Raw genomic sequence first — 18,119 nt, forward strand, 5'->3', positions numbered from 1 at the left:
AAAGAGAATTAGATGATCTGGCCCATCTTAGCGACAATTGTGGGCTTGCTATAGTCTGGTTGTGGCTCACCCCCCTTAGGGGACAAGTTCGCCCATAATCCTAAATCGCATGTGGTTAACGGCAATGTCGCCTAGGCGCGTGTCTGGGCTACCCGCTGGCAACACCAGCTTTTCAAAGGAAACCTCTTTGCCCATTTCCACATGCCACCAGGGCAGACCCATAAAAAAGCGGGTGGGGTAGGGGCCGCCTTCCTGCACATCGTCGGGGTTTGACTCCATGGGCACCCAGCCAAAACCGGGCACGTAGAATTCTATCCACACGTGGTTGAAGTCGGGCTCTAGGTAAATGCCGGGCTGATCGGCGTGGGCAGGGCATTTGTAACGGCCTACGGTGCGGCAGGCGATGCCGTTGAGGCGCATCAGGGCCAGCAGCAGACCAACGTATTCGCCGCAGGAGCCACGCCCCCGCTGGAGCACGACATCGGGGGTCTCGATCGCAGGCGTAACGGCGTAGGAGAGCTTGTCATAGACGTAGTTGCGAATGCTGAGCACCTGGCGCAGCAGGTTGGTTTCGGTACCGACGCTCTCGCGGGCCGCCGCCTGAATCGCGGGCTTATCCATGGACAGTTCGTCGTCGTCGATCAGGTAGCGGGGGCCGTACTCCTGGGGTAGGGGTGGGGCTGACTCGATCTGGCGGGGGGTGAGCTGATACTTGATGCCGTAGACCTCGACTAGGGCCTTCCAGCCGAAGAGGTGGCGCTGGTTGGGGTCGATGCGGTCAAACCGGAAGCAGGCAATGCGATCGCCCGCCTGCTGCACTTCCGTAAAGGGCAACCCGACCGGCTCTACTGACCTAACCCGCTGGCGATCGGTAGTGGTAGGGAAAGCGATGCGCCACTCAACGTTTTCGAGAGGCAGGGCATCTTCGAGGGTGTCGATCTCTTCGACGTAGGTCATTTCGACCAGGTAGCCGGTGGTGCGGCAATAGTTGGCCTCTTTATACCAGCGGTAGCTGAGGGGATGAATTAGGGTGCGATCGCGAAAGGTCAGCACGTAGGGCTCTTCGCCGTTGGGGTCATCGCGCACGTAGGGTTCTTCGTCGGCGTAGGCCACCCAAACGGTGCCGCTGTCGGGGGTGGTGTGGGGCGGCACCGCAATCCCGGTGGGGTTATCGAAGGGGGTGAGCATTTTGACGATCAGCTCACCCGTGGCGCGATCGAGGCAGTAGACGGTTTGCTCGGTCTGGTCGCAGGCCCACAGATAGTCGCCCCACACCGAGAGATTTTCTACCCCAATGCCCGGGGCCGAAAACTGGGTGATGCGCTGACCCGAGGTGCGATCGCAGACAAAGATACAGCCCCCCTTTTTGCAGCTAATGTAGAGGGTGTTTTCCCACACGGCGATGCCATCGGCGGGGTAGGGCAGCGTCAGCAGAGGCTCGGGCTGCATGGCGCTGAGGGTGGTGGTGTAGACAGTGTGATCGCAGCTAAACCACAGATGGTCTTGCCAGCAGGCAATTCCCGTCGCTCCATAAAGGGCCTCAGCCTGAGAGGTATTGAGAACTTCTACCTGTTCAGTTTTGGGGTCGAGGCGCAGCAGATAGCCGCGAAAAGGGTCTACCGCCAACAAGTGGTCACCCTGCAAGGTCAGGCCGTAAAGCGCCTTAACACCAATCGGCTGTAGCAGCGAAGCACCCACCAGGGGCAGGGCTGGAGATATAGAAGGATCAGGCATAACCAACAGGGCAACCCAAAACGAAGATAGCTAGCGGAGCCGCGACCGTATCCGCCCAGGTCATATCCTAGGGGACTGGGACAGCAAAAAGTGTAGTTTCCCTAGCCCAGCGTGAGAAAACTGTGGTTAATCCCTCTTATTGGGGAGATGGAGGAGGTGGGGAGTAAGGGGAATAGGGAAGGTGGGGGATAGGGAAGACAAGAGAAGCTCCGCCATCCCTCCCTCATCTCCCTTACTTTCCTCATCTCCCTCATCCCCTGACCTCACCCTATTCGCCTTCTTGGCTAATCTGCTGCTCCACAGTGCTAATGGCGGCGTTGAGGGCAGCTAGGCGAGCTTCTAAAGAATCACGCCAGGATTTCATCATCTCTAGCTTATAGCGCTGGTATTGGCGACGCGATTCGGCGGAAGGGGGGGCGCAAAAGGGAAAAAACATAGAAAATTTGGGGGTTAGATGGACAGTGAAAGACGCAACCTGTTTTCTGAAAAGAGGCCAAACGACAAATCTGCTCAGGGCCGTTCTGTAGGTTCTGCGGTAGGGTCGCTGACTGCCCAAACGTGCTCACGACAGCCATTCTCAAGGGAAAGCCAGACCCAGACAGAACAATTGCATTGGGCTTACTCTGAATCTAGCTCAGGTAGAAAAAGATTGCTTCTTCCAGGTGGAAGACCATCAGCTCTAGGGGTCTGGAGATCCGTGCTTATCGGCACCAGCACAGCGCGAATTAGTGTTGAGGTGGAAAAAGACGGCGATCGCCCTAGTACCGCTGCCCAGAGTTCAAAACGCAAAATTCAAAGTGAAAAATCCTTAGGTACAGGTATTTCAAGCATTCTGGACAGTAGGGTCATTTCTGCCGCAGCGTACTGGTGCGGCGGCGACCCAATCGCGGCGCTGTATCGAGCCTCTTGGCAGTTTCGCCGCCGCTGGCGCACTAGCCACTACAACCACCGATGTGTACTCCCCTGATTTGGATCGCCGCCCTGGCCAAACTTTTTCTAGCCAGGGGAAGCCTTGGCCGAGAAGGGTTATTTTTACGGGCTGAAGGTGCATGATAGCGGTGACAACAGCCAACGCTATTGCTCAAAAATGTAGATTTTTATACGGTTTTAGACCAAATACGTTCTATGTGGAAAATCGTCTTGGGCGCAGTCTCAACCAGCAGTCTGTTGGGCCTGGTGATGCTGGCTTCACCCAGTGCTTTAGTTCCGGCACTGTCTTCAGAAATCTCGGCGACCCAGGCTCCGATGGTTGCGGCCCCACCGACCACCCTGGTGCACCTGTTTGAATGGACCTGGAACGACATTGCCACCGAGTGCGAAACCTACCTCAGCCCCAACGGCTACCGGGCTGTTCAAATTTCGCCGCCCCAGGAGCATATTGTGCTGCCCGACTACGGCTATCCCTGGTGGCAGCGGTATCAGCCCGTTAGCTACAAGCTCGAAAGCCGCAGCGGCAGCCGTGCTGAGCTTCAGGATATGATCGACCGCTGCCATGCCGCGGGGGTTGCCATCTACGCCGATGCGGTGATCAACCACATGGCCGGGTTCGAAAACGGTGTGGGCAGCGCGGGCACCGGATTTACCAAGTACGACTATCCCGACCTCTACGGCCCCGCAGATTTTAACGACTGTCACCAATCTGTCACCGACTATGGCAATGCCGAAAATGTCACCCAGTGCGAACTGGTCGGTCTGGCCGATCTCAATACTGGCTCGGCTAAGGTACAGGCCACCATCGTCAACTACATGAGCGAACTGGTGGATATGGGGGTAGCAGGCTTTCGCATTGATGCCGCCAAGCACATCCGCAACGAAGAGCTGGGGCAAATTTTAGAACAACTGCGCGATCGCCACCCCGACACCGATCTCTACATCTATCAAGAAGTGATCGACCCCGGCACCGAGGCTATTCGCAAGCAAGACTACTACGACAGCGGCAATGTGCTCGACTTTAAGTATGGCCGTTTTCTCGGCGAGGCCTTTTTGGGGCTAGAGGGCCAAACCCTGGCCAACCTGCAAACCCTGGGCGAGGGCTGGGGCCTAGCCCCCTCTAACCAGGCGGTAATTTTTACCGACAACCACGACAAACAGCGGGGCCACGGAGGCGGCGGCGACTACTTGACCTACAAAAACGGCGACCTCTATGCCCTGGCCAACGTGTTTATGCTGGCCTTTCCCTACGGCAAACCCCAGGTGATGTCGAGCTTTGCCTTTGACGACCCCGATCAGGGGCCACCCGCTGACGCCGACGGCACCACTCGCCCTATCTACCAAGATGGCCAAGTTAACTGCTTTAGCGAATGGGTCTGCGAGCACCGCTGGCCTGCTATTTCGGGCATGGTCGGTTTTCGCAATGCCACCCAGCCTGTGGCCGAAGTCACCGACTGGTGGAGCAACCAGGCCAACCAAATCGCTTTTGGTCGAGGCGATCGCGGCTTTGTCGCCATCAACCGCGAGGCCGCCCCCCTCACTCACACTTTTCAAACCCAGCTGCCCCAGGGCCGCTACTGCAACGTGGTGCAGGGCGGGCTAAGCGCTGATGGCACCACCTGCGCCAACGAGGCCAAAGTCGTGCTGGTCAACCGCGCCGGACAGTTCACCTCTACCCTACCCGAAATGACCGCCCTGGCCATCCACGTAGAGGCAAAGCTCCGCCGCTAGCCTGACAGACCAACAGCTTGTTTACGGCAGTATGCACAATCGTACATACTATAATTGATATGGTTTATCAGTGGAATCCTAATAAGGCAGCAGCCAATCTGCGCAAGCATGGTATTGAGTTTGCTGATGCCGTCTTCGTTTTCTCAGATGACTTGGCGATCACGATTCCAGACGAACGCTTTGACGAAGAACGGTTCATCACCATTGGCACAGATTCAATTGGCAGAGTACTCGTAGTGATCTACACGTTGTGGGGCAATGAGATTCGGATTATCTTCGCCCGCAAAGCGACGCGGCACGAACGACACCAGTATGAGGAGGAACTGTGATGAAAGCCGAATACGACTTTAGTCAAGGCAAACGAGGCGCAATTATCCCGACACCATCAGGAAAGACTCGTATCACCATTCGCCTAGATGACGACGTTTTAGCCTGGTTTCGTGAACAGGTGAACTTGGCGGGTGGAGGGAATTATCAGACTTTGATCAATGAAGCGTTGCGAAGCCACATACAGCAAATCCATCAGCCCTTAGAAGACACTTTACGTCGAGTCGTACGCGAAGAACTTGACCGCATTGAGCGATGAATCTGTGGCTAAATCAAACAAGGTTATCGGTTAATTAGCTTCAGTAAAGTCTCGCCTATTCAGCATCGGGAGCGGCTTTTTTCGAGCGGTAAAAAGCTTTGATCGCAAACCGCACCAACAGAATAAAGAAGGCCAGCACCAGCACAAACATAACGATGGGAGCCACCAAAGCCAGCAGTGCGATCGCGATCGCCCCCACCAGCTCCACCCCAGCAATAATCAAGTTCGTCGCGCCACCCGTAGTGGCTGTGGAGACTAACCGGGTCAGGCCGTTGAGTCCTTTAACCGTGGCGGCAACTCCGCCCCCGGCCACGATCGCAACGCTCCACTGGGCAAAGGGGTCGAGCTGGTTAGCGGCGATCGCCATCAGCAGCGTGCCCGCCACCGCCGCGATCGGCAGCGCCACCGTGTCGATCACGTTGTCGAGCCAGGGCACGCTGTAGGCCAAAATTTCGACCACCAGGGCAATGGAAAGACTGACAAAGGCGGTAGTGCTTCCCAGCCAGGTCATGCTGCTAGTCAGCTCCAGGTGGCCAAACAGGGCAGCGGCACTCAGCACCCAAAAGGGCACCACCACTCGAAACCCAGCGGCAACCCCCAGGCCCAGGCCCAGGCCAATACTCTCCAACAGTTGCAGATTCACAAGGCTTAGATCCATTGCGCGTCCCTCACCAACGATTCCTGAATGCCGTCATTGGCCTAAGAATAGCCCCCGTGCTGACCTGCAACAAGCCCAGGGATCTGTGGAAGACCGGGTTTACCATGGCAGGCGACTGCCATCCCAGCTAAAAAACTCGCCGCTGTCGGCGGGGGTGAGGCTGTCCATCACCGCCATCAGCTGCGCCACCGTGCGCTCCACCGGGAACAACTTTTCCGGCGGCACTCCTCGCTGAAAGGGCTCCGACAGCCGAGTGTCGGTGGTGCCGGGGTGCAGCAGAGCCAGAATCGTATTGGGGCTGCGGCGGGCATACTCCAGCGAGGCGGTTTTGATGAACATATTCAGCGCCGCCTTAGAAGCCCGGTAGCCGTACCAACCCCCCAGACGGTTGTCGCCGATGCTGCCCACCTTGGCCGACAGGGCGGCAAAAACGCTGGGCTGGTCGTGCTTCAGCAGAGGCATCAGGTGCTTGGCCAACAGCACCGCCCCAAAAGCATTGGTCTGAAACGATCGCATCAAGTTTTCGCTGGTGAGCTGTCGCAAGCTCTTTTCGGGCTGAAAGTCGCCGTCGTGGAGCACCCCCACGCAATACACCACCCGGTGCAGCCGAGGCGTCAGGGTTTGGATGTGGGCGATCGCCCCCTCCATCGTGCCCTCATCGGTAACATCCACCGGCAGGCCGGTGAGTTGGGGAAATTGCTCTGCCAAAGCCAGCAGCCCCTGGGCCGTCTCAGGCCGACGGTAGGTGCCATACACCCGCTCAAAGCGCCCGTCGGCCAGCAGGTGCCGTACAAAGCCCAGACCAATGCCCTGGCTAGCGCCCACCACTAAGGCAGTCTGGTCGTTGTTTTGGAATAGTTCAGCAGTCATAGCAGCCCGACTGTCTCAGCCCTAAACCTCTGGATCATGACACCTCTCCCTCAGCCGTCAAGATCAGCTCCTCTAACGCCGCTTGAATGTCTGCCGTCAGGGTCTCCACCGCTGCTTTGGCCGATCGCCGCGACTCGGCGTAGTCAGACCAGCGATCGCTAATATTCATTGGCTCCCCCAGACCAATCACCGCCTGGCGAATCCCTAACTGGGGGCGTTTGGGCACCCTTGTCCCCTTCACCCGTTCCACCAGGTCAAAGAGAATTAGCGTCGTCTCGGCGAAGCGCTCAAAGGTGGGCTTGTCTTTGACGTAAGTGCCCGTCACTGCCACAAAGCTCTCCACCAGCCGCATGTGCCGCATGTGCAGGGTGGCTTCCTCAGCCATCCAGTTGGCCAGGCCGCGATCGAAGGCCGAGAGCTGCTTCAGGTCAGCAATGTCTTCGCGGTAAATGTGGGCCCATCCCGCCTCTTCTAGGCGACGGCAGCGGGTCACTAACGACCCGGTGTGGGGCAGGGCAAAGAATCGCTCCCCAATTTTGAGGGAGCCGTCTAACAAAGGGCTCAACCGCTGGGCGATCGCGGCGGGGTGTTCAGAAGCTTCAGGCTCGGTAGCGGGTTGCAGGCCGTAGAACCGCTGGTAAAACTGCTCTAATCGACTCAGCAGGTGCTGCCCCAGGGCCAGCAGCCGAGGATAGTAGTCCTCTGGCCCCATGGCCGTCGGCTCACTAAACGACTGCACCGGCAGTCCACAGTCGGCCTCAAGCTGAGCCAGCAGCCGGTTGAGAGCCGCCCAATCGGGGTGGGGGTAGATGTAGCGCAGCCCCACCGGCAGCAGCAGCACCTGCTCCGATCGCCCCGCCTTTTGCAGATCTTCCACCGCCCAAAAAGCCAGCTGAGCCGTGCCGGGTTCCAGATCGCTGATCACTTCGCCGTGGCCATTGGTGGCACCCTCGGGGGCAATGGTCACCGGCAGCGGCGCATTCATCATCCGTTCGCGCACGGCTTTAAGGGCCTTGAGATCGAGCCGCCGACCCCGATGCACCGGAATTCCCCCAATGGCGGCAAAAAACCAGCCCAGCCACCGCCCGGCCCACAGGGGCATCCCCCGGTCATACATAAAAAAGCTGTGCAGCGGACGCTTGAGGCTAAAGCCTTTTTGCCGGGCCGCCCGAGGCACCAACCGCGAAAACAGATACGACAGGCACAGTGGATCGTCCACCTGGCTGTGGCGAAAGGCCATCATCAGCCGAATTTTGCCGGTTTGAAACTGACGAAAGCAATCTGCTAGCACCTCAGGGTTGCGGCAGGTCACCGGCCAAATGCCTGCCGGTAGCCAAGGCCGCAGCCGCAGCCGCAGCATCAGGGGCAGCACGATGTAGCAACCCTGGACCACCCAGGGCTTGTAGCGGGGAGGAATAAAGCCCAGGGGCGGCTGGGCGCGATTGAGCTGAGGCAACGGCAGACTCCGGAGCAGTAGACGGGTTTTACCCTAGCCCACTGTAGGGCAGATTCCTCTCCCCTGCGTTGGCCTTTAACCTGTCTTTGACTATCGCAGCCTTGGCTCCCAAAACAGCAACGTCCCCCTCCCAAAGGAGAAGGACGCTGCTACAGGACCACACAACCAGGGCATCCACCCGCGTGAACTACCCCAAAAATAAAAGTGCCTGACCCCTGAAAGCCCCCTGGAGTCAGACACATTACCTGTAAGGACGCTTTTCAGACAGACCAGCTCTCAGGTTCAAATGCCCCCAAGTGAGCCGCTGAGCTAACCTGCCTGCGTTCTTCAGAATTAAATTTATTCTCTTCGGTTTCGCCCCTAGCGGCGTCCAGAGAATTACGTAACCTGGCCAACTTTGTCCTAAGCGGGGAAGAATGGGGTCGGTGGTATTACCCAGGGTGGCGGCAGCCCTGGTTGGCGAAGTAGGGCAGCAGCGCCCGCCGCTCTGGCCAGTGGTAGACCACATAGCGCAGCACCCAGGGGGCCGACACCAGCAGACAAATCACCCCCAGCCACCAGCTAGCGCGAAATTCCGCCAGGGTGTCGATGGTGTTGGCGGTGGGCTGGTTGGCCAGAATGTCGATGCCTGAGGCGATCGCATTGTTGATGGCGTGAGCTGCCATGGGCACCAGCAGCGATCGCGTGCTCAAGTACAGCAGCGACATCACCACCCCAAACACAAACAGCCCAATCAAATTAGAGTGCAGCACCCCAAACAGCACCGAGGTCAGCACAATAGCCGGGCGCACCCCCCACTTCACCCCCCAGCGGTGCAGCAGCACGCCGCGAAAGATAAATTCTTCGGTAATGGGGGCCACCACCAGCACCGAAAATAGCATCAGCCCATTGTAGAGACTCGGATCTGCCGCTTGCTCAGCCGACAGCAGCAGCGACTGCCGCAGCGTGGCCTCCACCAATCCCGGAGCCACAACTGACAGACCCAGGTATGACACCTGAAACGCCCCCAGCGAAAACAAAAACATCCCCACCACCAGCCACAGCAGCTGCACACAGGCCAGTTGTCTGGGCCAGACACCCAGCAGCGCCGCCAAGTTGAGAGGCGATCGCCGGGCTGCCAGCAAAATCGACCCACACAGGCCCAAGAAAATTAGGCTATAGAGAATGGGAGCCAAAATTGGGTCATCGCCCTCTAGGGGCAGCAGTTCTAGGGCACCCAGGGTACCAAATACCAGAGCCAAGCCCATGGAAATAGCAAAAAATGCCACCACCACCAGCCGGGCTTTAAGGGCCAGAAACGGATTGTTGTCACACGCTGCCATAGACCCAAGCCCGTTCTAGAAACCGCAGATCAGTGCTATCAGCATCAAGCTACCCAATGTTGCAGTTGATCCGGTTTTTCCCGATTCAACCATGAATTGCTTAGGGAGCGCTATAACTGAGGCACTACGCCCTTGACCAAGGGCAGCAGGGCAGGGCTTAGCCCCAACTAGGGTTCCCATCCTTTGCCCCACCGCAGGGTGCTTATTGACGGTGACTGTTCTGCGCCTCCGGGTCAGCGCCTATAGTTATGGGGGCTGTCATTCTTGCTCCAGGGCCCCATGACCAACGCTTCAACCGATTCCGGCGCAATCCCCGGCATCATTTTAGTGGCACCAGTAGCCGACAGCCCCTTGGGGCCTCTGGTGGAGTTATTAGACGTGCTACGAGCCGCGGGCTACGAGGTGCACCAGGTCAGCGGCGAAGACGACACCATTGCAGCAGCCGAAGCCACCCCCCCCGACCTGATCTTGCTAGCGTTAGAACAATTCGATACAGCCGCCATGCGGCTGTGCCATCGCCTCAAAAAACGGCCCCTCACCCGTCAGGTGGCCGTGGCTGTCATTGGCCAAGACAAAGCCCTGGCCCGACGGCTGCGGGCCTTTGAATTTGGTGTGGTCGATTACATTGACCAGGCGCTCTGGGTTGAAGAGGCCGCTGCCCGCATCAAAGCCCAGGTGACCACCCACCGCATGCAGCGACGGCTACGACAGCAAGCCCAGCGGGCGGTGTCGGCGGGCAGCGCCACCAACCTCTTGGCCGATCTGCAAAAGGCGCTGCGTCGTCAAGCCCAGCTTTTGCAGGCTCAAAACCTCCAGCTTCAGCAAGAGATGCAGGAGCGCGAACAGGCCCAGCAGGCGCTGCGCCTAGAGCAGCAAAAGTCAGAGCAGCTATTGTTAAACATTCTGCCGAGGGCGGTGGTCGACAAGCTCAAGCAGCTAGAGGGATCGCTGGCCGAGCGCTTCGACGATGTCACGATTCTGTTTGCTGACATCGTCAACTTTACTCCCCTAGCCGCTCAGATTAGCCCCCTGGAGTTGGTCAACTGGCTCAATCACATTTTCTCCGCCTTCGATCGCCTAGCCGAGCAGTACCAGCTAGAGAAAATTAAGACCATTGGCGATGCCTACATGGTGGTGGGGGGGCTGCCCTTGCCCCGTTCAGATCATGCCGAAGCCATTATGGAAATGGCCTTGGCTATGCAGGAAGCGGCTGCCCACATCACCCGTAACGATGGACAGAAGTTTGAGCTGCGCATTGGCATCAACACTGGGCCGGTGGTGGCCGGAGTCATCGGCATTAAAAAGTTTAGCTACGACCTCTGGGGCGATGCCGTCAATATCGCCAGCCGCATGGAGTCCCATGGCGTGCCGGGCAAAATTCAAATCACCGAGGCGACCTACCAGCACCTCAAACACCGCTATACCTTTGAAGAAGTGGGCCAGGTGATGGTCAAAGGTCATGGCTATTTGACCACCTATCAATACAGCGGCCCTGAGCAAAAAGCTTGATAGACTGGGGAAGCTCAAAATTCGGGCCGCTGAGCTAGTTATTCTGTAGACACAGAACTATCTAGCCCAGCGACAATGCTCAATGACGGCCCCCAGGGGACAGTACACGGTTAACTCATACCTCTTATGGCGACATTTTTACTGGAAGTTGGCACCGAAGAACTGCCCGCCAGTTTCGTTAGCGATGCCCTCCACCAGTGGCAGACCCGGATTCCTGCCGAATTGGCAGAGCAAGCTTTGGCCCCTGAAGCGGTGCGCTTCTACGGCACCCCCCGCCGCCTGGCGGTGATGCTCGATGGGTTACCCCTGCGCCAGCCCGATCGCCAGGAAGAGGTCAAAGGCCCCCCGGCCCAGGCCGCCTTTAAGGATGGCAAGCCGACCAAAGCCGCCGAGGGCTTTGCTAAATCTAGGGGTGTAGATGTCTCTGCCCTAGAGGTGCGCGACACCGACAAGGGCTCGTTTGTGTTTGTCAATCAAGACATTCCAGGCCGGGCGGCCACCGACATTTTGACCGAGCTAATTCCCCAGTGGATTTTGGGGCTGGAGGGCAAACGGTTTATGCGCTGGGGTGACGGCGACCTGCGGTTTCCGCGCCCGATTCGCTGGCTGGTAGCGCTGATGGACAGCGAGGTGCTGCCTTTAACCCTCGAGAATGGGTCGCTGGTCTGTACGAGCGATCGCGTCTCCCAGGGCCACCGCGTGCTGCACCCCGACCCTGTACCGCTGCGTCGCGCCCAGGACTACGTCGAGGCACTACGCAACGCCTACGTCGAAATCGACCCCGCTGCCCGTCGTCTGCTAATCCAGCACCAGGTCGAGGAGACAGCCAAGACCCTGGGGGGCGTGCCGATGGTTTCTCCCGCCCTGCTCGACGAAGTCACCAACCTGGTGGAGTGGCCCACCGCCGTAGTGGGCAAGTTCGACACCGAATTTCTCGATCTGCCGCCGGAGGTCGCCATCATCGAAATGGAGAGCCACCAGCGCTACTTTCCGCTGAAGCAGAAAGCCGACGGTCTGGCGCTGATGCCCAGCTTCATCACCATCTCCAACGGCGACCCCAGCAAAGCCGCGATTATCGCCGAGGGCAACGCTCGGGTGATTCGTGCCCGCCTTTCCGACGGCAAATTTTTCTTTGATGCCGATCGCGCCCAGCCCCTCGACGCCTTTGTCGCCAAGCTCGAAACCGTCACCTTTGAAGAACGGCTGGGCTCCATGGCCGCCAAGGTGAAGCGCATTGGCACCGTGGCCGACCACCTCTGCGACCAGCTCAACCTGGGGGCGCAACCCCGCCAGCACATTCGCCGCGCTGCCTACCTGTGCAAGGCCGATCTGGTCACCCAGATGGTGGGCGAGTTTCCCGAACTCCAGGGGGTGATGGGGCAAAAGTACGCCCTCCACAGCGGCGAGCCGGAGGCCGTGGCCACCGCCATTGTCGAGCACTATCTGCCTAAGGGCGCGCAGGATAGCCTGCCCCAAACCCTGGCGGGGCAGGTAGTGGGCATCGCCGATCGCCTCGATACGCTAGTTGGCATTTTTAGCACTGGCCAGTTGCCCACGGGTTCCTCCGACCCCTTTGCCCTGCGGCGAGCCGCCAACGCGGTGCTGAACATTATTTGGGCGGCGGAGCTGCCCCTCAACCTAGCCAAACTCTTAGATACAGTAGTGCAGGACTTTGCTCAGGATCCAACCCTGGCGATCAATGCCCCCGAGGCGCTGCGCACCCAGCTCCACGACTTTTTCTTGCAGCGAGTGCAGACGCTACTCCAAGACGAGCAGGGCATCGACTACGACCTGGTGAATGCCGTACTGAGCGGTGGCCCTAAGGGGTCGGGCCTTGGCCATCGCGCCCTCAGCGATCCGCTAGATGTCAAAGATCGCGCCCTGTTCTTGCGGGCTATGCGCCGCAATGGCCGCATGGATAAAGTCTACGAAACTGTAAACCGGGCCACCCGCCTGGCCGCCCAGGGCACCCTTGACACCGCTGTGCTCGACCCCGAGGGCGTGATTGCCGAGGCCAAGCTAGAAGCTAAGGCCGAGCATGCCTTCTTAGCGGCGCTCAAAACCCTGGTGCCCCAGACCCAGGCCGCCCAAGCCAGTCGCGACTACGATCGGCTCGTGGCGGGCCTAGAGCAGGTGGCCCCGGTGGTCAGCGGCTTCTTCGACGGCCCCGACAGCGTGCTGGTGATGGCCGACGAGCCAGCGGTGCGGCAAAACCGCCTCAACCTGCTGGGCCTGCTGCGCAACCACGCCCTTGTGCTGGGCGACTTTGGGGCGATCGTCAAGGGATAGCGATGCCATGAAAAACGCCCATGTAATTGGTCTGGGGAAGTCGGGAGTGGCGGCGGCGCGGCTGCTGCACCGCGAAGGCTGGCAGGTGGTGCTGAGCGATCGCGGCTCCAGCCCATCCCTCGTCACCCAGCAGGCGGCTCTGCGCCAGGACGGCATCACCGTGCTGCTCGACTACAGCTTTGTGCCCGACAGCCGCACGAATTTGCTGGTGGTCAGCCCCGGCGTGCCGTGGGATAGCCCCGCCCTAGTGGCCGCCCGCGAGAACGGCTTAGAAGTGATTGGCGAAACCGAGCTGGCCTGGCGGTTTCTACAAGATCGCCCCTGGGTTGGCATTACCGGCACCAACGGCAAAACCACCACCACGGCCCTGACCGCCGCCATCTTTCAGGCCGCCGGACTCAACGCGCCCGCCTGCGGCAACATTGGCTATGCCGCCTGCGAACTGGCCCTAGAGCCCACGGTGCCCGACTGGGTGATTGCCGAGCTGAGCAGCTACCAGATCGAGGCTTCAGCCACCCTGGCCCCAAAAATTGGCTTGTGGACTACGCTCACCCCCGACCACCTCCAGCGCCACGGCACCGTGCAGAACTATGCCCAGATCAAAGCCACACTGATGCATCGCTCAGAACTGGCGGTGTTTAACGGCGACGACCCCTACCTGCGCCAGCACATGCCGGAGGAGTTCCCTTCGGCCTACTGGACGAGCGCCGCAGGGAAACGGGCCATTGCACCCCTGCGGCCCAGTGCCTATGTTAACGACGGCTGGGTGAAGTTTGAAGGCATCCCCATTGTGCGGGCCGATGCGTTGCGCATGGTGGGCGAACACAACCAGCAAAACCTGCTGCTGGCAGTCACGGCGGCTTGTTTAGCCGAGCTGGATGCCGAGGCGATCGCCGCCGGAGTTGCGTCCTTCCCCGGCGTGCCCCATCGCCTAGAGCACATCTGCACCTGGCAGGGAATTGATTTCATCAACGACTCCAAGGCGACTAATTACGATGCGGCTGAGGTGGGGCTGCGATCGGTAGAGGCCCCAGCCGTGTTGATTGCCGGTGGCGAAGCCAAGGAAGGGGACGACACCGCCTGGGTGCAGCGCATTCACGAACGAGCTGCCACCGTGCTGCTGATTGGCGATGCCGCTCCCCAGTTCGCCCAGCGACTAGAAACCGCTGGGTATCGTAACTACACCATTGTCGAAGACATGGAGCGAGCAGTAGAGCGGGGCGCTGAAGTCGCCCCAGCTTTGGGAGCTTCAGTCGTGCTGCTTTCCCCCGCTTGCGCCAGTTTTGACCAATATCCCAACTTTGAGCAGCGGGGTGAACACTTCCGCCGTCTCTGTCAGGAGCGGTTTTTGTAGAGAGTTAACATCAAACTGGGCCAGGGAAGTGTTCAAAACTGAAACAATTTTTTGTAAGGTTTGCAGTTTGAAAGTTGAGAAACTTTATAACCTGTAAACCTTTTTGCTGGTCTAAACCTAAACTATTCAGGTATAAAGTTAGGCAGATGGTGCCTAACTCTGCCCTTCAAACGATTCAATCCAGGGCAATTATTCTCAAGTCAGTTCCTGATCTGCTTCATCCGCCTGACTCAGTCTCCCTCGCGCCCTATGGATACCTCGCCTGATTCTGCTGATTTTTCCGCAGTGCCCTCCCCTACTGTGGGTACCGGGGAAGGACGGGCTGCTCGACGGCCCGTTTCATTCACCATCGGCACTAGCAAGGCCACTAGCGATGTCAGTCCCCCCGCGAGGAGCCCTGAGTCCGCACCCCAGACCGTGGCTGCCCCAGCTCACTTAGCGCCCTTTCCTGTGCAGGCTCAGCTATCGCATTTGCCCCTCCTGCCGCGTCGCAAGCTGCCGACCTTTAGCCGCCATCGCCACGATGCCAACCCAGCGCTGGCGGTCAAGGTGCTGCAAGACATTCAAATGGCGGTCGAAGCTTGGCACCAAGACCTCAAGCAGACAGTGCATCGCATTCAGGCGCTCTACATGGAAGGGCCTATCGTCGATGGCTGGCTCGAGACCATAGACGAGCAACCAGGCCCAGTCGCCGCCCTCGATGCTGCTCTACTGCGCCACGGCGACCCCCAGGCACTCTCAGGCTATGTCGAGCAGCTCTGTCAATCGTTAGAATCTCCAGCGGCACCCGCCGCCCCCGGCACTGATCTGGGCCGTCCTGGCTATCGTCTATGCAGCCTTGACTCAGACGGACGGGTGCAGTATTTCCCCTGCCCGCCCGAGCAGCTGTCTTCGATTAGCTTAGCGATCGCCCGCCACCAAAAGCTGCGCCAGCTACTCGACCACAAACAATTTTTAGAAGCCAAACTGAAGCGCACGGTGGATATTATGACCACCAGCCGCGACAACTTGGGGATTGCGCCGACCTGTAGCTCGGAAACGGGGGAAGAGTAGATGGGTGGATGGGTGGAGGCGTAGGTGAATAGCCCAAGACCGAATTACCATCCCCAGGTGCCGGGGTCGCCTTTGAAGGGGCCAACGATGTCTGACGTAATCCAGCCACCGTAGAAGTCGCCGGGCTGAGACTGCACCAGCTCATCATCGACATAGCAGGCTTCCATGCGGCTGGGGTAGAGGGCGATATAGTTGGCAATGCTCTCAAATGCCTCCGTAGGCTGAGGATAGGCCCAGGCGACCTGCTCAGCAATTTGTTCGCCCACTGCCACTGTAAAGTAAACCGCCGCCCCTTTCCATTCGCAGAATGTCGAGCGGGGCACCGGCTGAAAATACTGCGTCTGCACATCCTCGGGGGGAATGTAGTAGGTCGGCGGATGGCTGGTCTCTAGCACCCGCTTGGTACGCCGCGAATCGGCAATCACCACACCGTTAAACACCACGCGAATGTGCCGAGTTGAGTCTTCTAATCGGGGTGGACGTGGATAATCCCAGACGGATTCTTGGCCGGGGCCGGGGGTGATGCGGTTGGGGGGGGAGAACATGGGTGGGGAGTAGGGAGTAGGGGGTAAGGGGGTTATGTAGAGCTGGACTTGGATTTGGTTTATTGGCAGCCGATTACCTAAAGCATAAACTCCCTACCCATTCACTCCCCACCCTCACTGGCTCTGCCACTGCTGAATCTCCTGCTGGGCCTGGTCATAGGCGCTGGTGCCGGGGGGCACTAGGCCCGCAGCGGAGATCGCGCTGGGAAGTTGGCCGGAGGCCGCGCGGGCACGGGCGATCGCCAAAATATCTCGGCTCCACTGGTCGATGCGCTCCTGGGCGATCGCCGATTCAGGGTAGTCGGGAGGAATTTGCTGGGCGATCGCGATCGCCGACTGAAACGAGGTGGCCTGGTCGGGCTGAAGTAAGCTCTGGGCCTCTTGCAATAGCTGCCGATTGACTCGGCTCTGCTCCCACTTTTGAACTTGGGCCTGGGCCTGTCCCCAGGTTTCGCCCTGATCTTCGGGCACTAGGCGGGCAGCCGAAATGGCGGCATCTAAATCACCCGCAGCGGCTCGGCCTTCGGCCAAGTCTAGAATCACCAAACTCCAGCGCTTAATATCGGCCTGGGCCTGATCGTAGGCTGGATCCCCGACGGGCACTTGCCGAGCCTGCTCAATAGCATCGTTAAAAAGGGAAGCCGAAACTGGCTCAATCAGACGGCGGGCCTGGGTGAGGGCAGCCCCCCCCGACAGCTCAGCGTTGGTATAGCCCATTTCCGCCTGGTTAACCAGGGCTTCGTAGTCTTCGGGACGCTCACCCTCAGGAATTTGGGTCAGCCAGCTCAGCGCCTCGCCAAACTGACGCTGGTCAAGGGCCGTTCTAGCTCGCGCTAGGGCCTCGGCACCGCTCGCAGCCGCTCCTGGAAATAGGGGTTCCCCAACCGTCTCAGCAGCAGGATCGACTTCTCCCCCAGTCCCACCGGAAGGGGGAACGACAGACGGCGCAGTAGCCTCAGGGGCAGCACCTCCCCCCACAAAGCTCTCTTGGTTGCGCCACAGCACACCGAGCAGCAGCAGCCCCGCCGCTAAAATTACCCAGCGCTGCCAGGGCACCAGACTAGAGGTAGCTGGCTGACTCGGAGCGGATGGTTTCGTAACCTCAGGCAGAACTCCCGGCAGCAGCTCCGGTTCAACCGGCTCGATCGATGGCCGAGGCTTAGCAAACTCATTGTTGGGAAGATCTACAGGCACCAGAGCTGGGTAAACGGGCCAGCTTGGGCTCGGCTCTATCGGCAGAGAGATGCTTGGCTCGGGCTGAGGTTCTGACAGAATCTCTGGCTGAGGCATAACGCCAAGGGGCATTTGGCCCACCAGGCTAGGGGGCACCAGCATGGCGTACTGCTGGCCAGAGGGCACCACGGCCACGGGGTTTTGCACGGGTCGCCAGTGGTGTTGGCACAGCTCAGGCACGCGATCGCCCAGGTAATCCACTAGCTGAGCTAGGGTCAGACAGCCATGGAACCGCATTCCTTCGATCAAGGCTTCGGTAAACAGGCCGTGGCGCACCGCCAGCGTCTCCTGTGAAAACTGGTTGGGCTGGCAGGAGAGCACCAGGGGAATCTCCAGACTTTTCGCCAGAGCCAGGGTTTGATCGCCGAGGTTACCCCCTCCGGGAGCAGGACTGAGCGCGCTCTGGGGTCGGTTCATGTCGAGCATGACGATCGACTGGCGCTGATTCCCCTGGGCCAATTGATCTAGCAGAGTTTCTACCAAAATGCCGGTTTGATCAATGCGGTTGGGGTCGGCATCGATGGGCAGCAGATAATCCTTTCCCTGCCACTGCACCCCGTAGCCGCTAAAGAAAAACCACACCGTATCTTCAGGGTCGGCGCGATCGCAGCTCTGGGCCAGTCGTTGCAGCATCACCTCGCGGGTTGGCGCAGCCGCCCCCTCATAGACAACCGCAGAAATATCCGTCAGCAACGAGCAATACTGGGCCGGCAACCCCACCTCGGCCACCAAAAAGTCTCGCAGTTCGAGGGCGTCAAACTGGGCATACATCAGGGGCTGAAGCGATTGATATTGATTGATGCCAACGATCACGGGCCAATGGCTTGCCATGCCTTTTGAATGCCTCTC

General features: G+C 59.2%; 16 protein-coding genes. 8 read left to right on the forward strand and 8 right to left on the reverse strand.

Annotation, left to right across the window (positions count from 1 at the left end; translation table 11 throughout):
* Positions 1-75 precede the first annotated feature (75 nt).
* Both H6G07_RS09170 and H6G07_RS09175 read right to left on the reverse strand, forming a co-directional pair.
* Positions 76-1,734 carry a transglutaminase domain-containing protein gene (locus H6G07_RS09170; RefSeq protein ID WP_073609546.1) on the reverse strand — a complete coding sequence of 553 codons (1,659 nt, stop codon included), beginning with the start codon at positions 1,732-1,734 and terminating at the stop codon, positions 76-78.
* A gap of 268 nt (positions 1,735-2,002) precedes the next feature.
* The gene (locus H6G07_RS09175) at positions 2,003-2,170 is read right to left on the reverse strand and encodes a hypothetical protein (protein ID WP_171973049.1); all 168 of its coding nucleotides are present in this window, start codon (positions 2,168-2,170) and stop codon (positions 2,003-2,005) included.
* Positions 2,171-2,431: 261 nt separating this feature from the next.
* Here H6G07_RS09175 and H6G07_RS09180 point away from each other — a divergent pair, with 261 nt between their 5' ends.
* The 4 genes from H6G07_RS09180 to H6G07_RS09195 all read left to right on the forward strand — a co-directional run bounded on the left by H6G07_RS09180 (position 2,432) and on the right by H6G07_RS09195 (position 4,981).
* On the forward strand, positions 2,432-2,701 hold the full coding sequence (locus H6G07_RS09180; RefSeq protein WP_139297097.1) for a hypothetical protein: 270 nt from the start codon (positions 2,432-2,434) through the stop codon (positions 2,699-2,701).
* A 173-nt stretch (positions 2,702-2,874) separates the two neighbouring features.
* Positions 2,875-4,395 carry an alpha-amylase gene (locus H6G07_RS09185; protein WP_199311998.1) on the forward strand — a complete coding sequence of 507 codons (1,521 nt, stop codon included), beginning with the start codon at positions 2,875-2,877 and terminating at the stop codon, positions 4,393-4,395.
* Between the two features lie 59 nt (positions 4,396-4,454).
* On the forward strand, positions 4,455-4,724 hold the full coding sequence (locus H6G07_RS09190; protein ID WP_073609548.1) for a BrnT family toxin: 270 nt from the start codon (positions 4,455-4,457) through the stop codon (positions 4,722-4,724).
* Complete coding sequence (locus tag H6G07_RS09195; RefSeq protein ID WP_073609549.1) at positions 4,724-4,981, forward strand: BrnA antitoxin family protein; 258 nt, start codon at positions 4,724-4,726, stop codon at positions 4,979-4,981. Before H6G07_RS09190 ends, H6G07_RS09195 begins: the two co-directional genes overlap by 1 nt.
* Before the next feature lie 55 nt (positions 4,982-5,036).
* Here H6G07_RS09195 and H6G07_RS09200 read toward each other — a convergent pair whose 3' ends face one another.
* The 4 genes from H6G07_RS09200 to H6G07_RS09215 form a co-directional block, all read right to left on the reverse strand.
* Complete coding sequence (locus H6G07_RS09200; RefSeq protein ID WP_073609550.1) at positions 5,037-5,639, reverse strand: DUF4126 domain-containing protein; 603 nt, start codon at positions 5,637-5,639, stop codon at positions 5,037-5,039.
* Between the two features lie 99 nt (positions 5,640-5,738).
* Positions 5,739-6,509, reverse strand: a complete 771-nt coding sequence (locus H6G07_RS09205) for an SDR family NAD(P)-dependent oxidoreductase (RefSeq protein WP_073609551.1) — start codon at positions 6,507-6,509, stop codon at positions 5,739-5,741.
* Positions 6,510-6,543: 34 nt separating this feature from the next.
* Positions 6,544-7,965 carry a lysophospholipid acyltransferase family protein gene (locus H6G07_RS09210; protein ID WP_073609552.1) on the reverse strand — a complete coding sequence of 474 codons (1,422 nt, stop codon included), beginning with the start codon at positions 7,963-7,965 and terminating at the stop codon, positions 6,544-6,546.
* A gap of 431 nt (positions 7,966-8,396) precedes the next feature.
* Positions 8,397-9,287 (reverse strand): CPBP family intramembrane glutamic endopeptidase, encoded by an 891-nt coding sequence (locus H6G07_RS09215; RefSeq protein ID WP_073609553.1) that lies wholly within the window; start codon positions 9,285-9,287, stop codon positions 8,397-8,399.
* A gap of 279 nt (positions 9,288-9,566) precedes the next feature.
* Here H6G07_RS09215 and H6G07_RS09220 point away from each other — a divergent pair, with 279 nt between their 5' ends.
* The 4 genes from H6G07_RS09220 (at position 9,567) to H6G07_RS09235 (ending at position 15,492) form a co-directional block, all read left to right on the forward strand.
* Positions 9,567-10,796, forward strand: coding sequence for an adenylate/guanylate cyclase domain-containing protein (locus tag H6G07_RS09220; RefSeq protein ID WP_073609554.1), 1,230 nt, complete (start codon positions 9,567-9,569; stop codon positions 10,794-10,796).
* A 126-nt stretch (positions 10,797-10,922) separates the two neighbouring features.
* Entirely contained in the window at positions 10,923-13,085 is a 2,163-nt protein-coding gene (gene glyS, locus H6G07_RS09225) for a glycine--tRNA ligase subunit beta (protein ID WP_073609555.1), read from the forward strand.
* Between the two features lie 7 nt (positions 13,086-13,092).
* Positions 13,093-14,439 carry a UDP-N-acetylmuramoyl-L-alanine--D-glutamate ligase gene (murD, locus tag H6G07_RS09230; RefSeq protein WP_073609556.1) on the forward strand — a complete coding sequence of 449 codons (1,347 nt, stop codon included), beginning with the start codon at positions 13,093-13,095 and terminating at the stop codon, positions 14,437-14,439.
* Between the two features lie 249 nt (positions 14,440-14,688).
* Entirely contained in the window at positions 14,689-15,492 is an 804-nt protein-coding gene (locus H6G07_RS09235) for a hypothetical protein (protein ID WP_139297098.1), read from the forward strand.
* A gap of 44 nt (positions 15,493-15,536) precedes the next feature.
* Here the strand turns inward: H6G07_RS09235 and H6G07_RS09240 are convergent, their stop codons facing one another.
* The gene (locus H6G07_RS09240; RefSeq protein ID WP_073609558.1) at positions 15,537-16,037 is read right to left on the reverse strand and encodes a DUF427 domain-containing protein; all 501 of its coding nucleotides are present in this window, start codon (positions 16,035-16,037) and stop codon (positions 15,537-15,539) included.
* A gap of 114 nt (positions 16,038-16,151) precedes the next feature.
* The gene (locus tag H6G07_RS09245; protein WP_073609559.1) at positions 16,152-18,101 is read right to left on the reverse strand and encodes a caspase family protein; all 1,950 of its coding nucleotides are present in this window, start codon (positions 18,099-18,101) and stop codon (positions 16,152-16,154) included.
* Positions 18,102-18,119: the final 18 nt, after the last annotated feature.

Source organism: Phormidium tenue FACHB-1052 (genome assembly GCF_014696675.1).
Classification (GTDB): domain Bacteria; phylum Cyanobacteriota; class Cyanobacteriia; order Phormidesmidales; family Phormidesmidaceae; genus Nodosilinea; species Nodosilinea tenuis_A.

Coding starts and splice junctions, on each gene's coding strand:
- H6G07_RS09195 (WP_073609549.1), top strand. CDS start 4,724: ATGAAAGCCGAATACGACTTTAGTCAAGGCAAACGAGGCGCAATTATC.
- H6G07_RS09215 (WP_073609553.1), bottom strand. CDS start 9,287: ATGGCAGCGTGTGACAACAATCCGTTTCTGGCCCTTAAAGCCCGGCTG.
- H6G07_RS09170 (WP_073609546.1), bottom strand. CDS start 1,734: ATGCCTGATCCTTCTATATCTCCAGCCCTGCCCCTGGTGGGTGCTTCG.
- H6G07_RS09240 (WP_073609558.1), bottom strand. CDS start 16,037: ATGTTCTCCCCCCCCAACCGCATCACCCCCGGCCCCGGCCAAGAATCC.
- H6G07_RS09245 (WP_073609559.1), bottom strand. CDS start 18,101: ATGGCAAGCCATTGGCCCGTGATCGTTGGCATCAATCAATATCAATCG.
- H6G07_RS09205 (WP_073609551.1), bottom strand. CDS start 6,509: ATGACTGCTGAACTATTCCAAAACAACGACCAGACTGCCTTAGTGGTG.
- H6G07_RS09220 (WP_073609554.1), top strand. CDS start 9,567: ATGACCAACGCTTCAACCGATTCCGGCGCAATCCCCGGCATCATTTTA.
- glyS (WP_073609555.1), top strand. CDS start 10,923: ATGGCGACATTTTTACTGGAAGTTGGCACCGAAGAACTGCCCGCCAGT.
- H6G07_RS09175 (WP_171973049.1), bottom strand. CDS start 2,170: ATGTTTTTTCCCTTTTGCGCCCCCCCTTCCGCCGAATCGCGTCGCCAA.
- H6G07_RS09200 (WP_073609550.1), bottom strand. CDS start 5,639: ATGGATCTAAGCCTTGTGAATCTGCAACTGTTGGAGAGTATTGGCCTG.
- H6G07_RS09190 (WP_073609548.1), top strand. CDS start 4,455: ATGGTTTATCAGTGGAATCCTAATAAGGCAGCAGCCAATCTGCGCAAG.
- H6G07_RS09235 (WP_139297098.1), top strand. CDS start 14,689: ATGGATACCTCGCCTGATTCTGCTGATTTTTCCGCAGTGCCCTCCCCT.
- murD (WP_073609556.1), top strand. CDS start 13,093: ATGAAAAACGCCCATGTAATTGGTCTGGGGAAGTCGGGAGTGGCGGCG.